General features: G+C 69.3%; 1 pseudogene. It reads right to left on the bottom strand.

Annotated elements, in window-relative coordinates:
- Positions 1 to 1,486, bottom strand: a pseudogene (locus ACIQOV_RS40805) (collagenase); the annotation flags it as partial.
- Positions 1,487 to 1,581: the final 95 nt, after the last annotated feature.

The raw sequence follows: 1,581 nt of genomic DNA, 5'->3' as shown, positions 1-1,581 counted from the left end.
CGCGGTACTTGGCGAGGACCGCGTCCATGTCGGAACGGTGCTGCTCCAGCATGTAGCGCACGGCCAGGTACCCCCAGCGGTACACCCGGTCCTGGTCGCCGTAGGCGGTGTCGAAGAGGTCGCTCAGCCTGTAGGTGTGGCGGCCGGCCGCCGCGATGGCCGCGTCGTTGTTGACCTTGCGGTACGACCAGGAGACGTACTCGGCGAAGCCCTCCACCCACCAGACGGTCGGGGTGGTCATGCCGGCCTCGAAGTCGCCGTACATGTCGAACCGGCCGTCGAGGTAGTGGGTGTACTCGTGGTTGAGGTTCCAGATCTCGAAGGACGGGCGGGCCCACTCGGCCTCGTAGCAGAGGAAGCGCGGCTGGTTGCCGGCCGTGGCCGGCTCGCCCTCCAGGTACATGCCGCCGTTGTTGGTGTCGATGCCGTAGATCGCGGCGGCGAGCACCTGGTAGTCGAGCGAGGAGTGGAAGACCACGACCTCGATCGTGCTGTTGCCGTCGTCCTTGACCGGGCCGCTGTCCTTGGCCACCGCGTGGAAGAACGCATCCTGACCGTTCAGGCTGGTGCAGGCGGTGCCGACCTGGGTGCTGTCCAGCGCCTGGGCGAGGATCGTGATGCTCGGGCTGCAGGTGTGCTTCACGGTCAGCACGCCGGCCTTGAGCTGGTCGGCCTTGTTGCAGGTGCCGTAGTACGAGCAGTTGCCGGCGTCGTAGTAGTCGACGCCCTCGGCGACCGCGGCCCACTGGTAGACGGTGCGGCCCTTCGGCTCCGAGGTGCCGACCAGCCCCTTGGCGAGGGGGCGGACCTTGGCCTGGAGGGCCGTGTCCTTCAGGAAGCGGGTGAGCTCCTTGGTCGCGTTGTAGACCAGCACGCCGTAGGTGTCGCCGAGCAGGGCGTTGTTGCGGGTCGCGAAGTCGGACAGCGCGTCCAGCACGCTCGGGTCGGCCTCGACGGCGGCGTCGAAGCCGGGCACCTGGTGGCCGCGGAACAGCACGGTGAAGACCGGGTTGACCGCCCACGCCATGCCGGCCGGGTTCCAGGTGTCGGCCTTGTAGTCGCCCAGCAGCCGCTTGACGACCGGCAGGTAGCGGACGTTCTCCTGGGCGCTGTCGATCAGGGTGACGGCCTCGCCCAGGATGGGCCCGTTGCCCGCCACGACGTCGCGCGAGTGCGCGCTGTTGAAGAAGGCGTCCAGGCCGGACTGGATCGCGGTCTTGAGGCCGGCGCCGTACTCGCCGACGTCCTGCTTGTGGTACCACTGCACGAAGTAGCCGGCGCGCAGGTAGAGCACCAGCTGCTCGACCGACGTGCTGTTGTCACCGGGGTAGTTGGCCGCCGCGTCGCGCAGCGCGTAGGCCACCGTGCTCATCTGCTCCTCGCGGAACGCGCCGCGCGCGTCGCCGCCGGTGAGCTGGAACAGGCTGTTGATGCACTGGACGTCGGCGTCCTTGATGTGCTGGACCAGGTCGCTGCCGGTCCGGCCCCTCCTCCGGCGCGGAACGCCTCGCCGCCTTCACCGAGGCCCGCGGCGCCGACGCCACCACCGTCCTGCTGCCCAGCTTCACCACCGACGCCGGC

The organism is Kitasatospora sp. NPDC091257, from assembly GCF_044757675.1.
GTDB classification, from domain to species: Bacteria; Actinomycetota; Actinomycetes; order Streptomycetales; family Streptomycetaceae; genus Kitasatospora; species Kitasatospora lactacystinica.
Note: the sequence above shows the minus strand (reverse complement) of the source record. Positions and strands in the feature narration are given on the sequence as shown.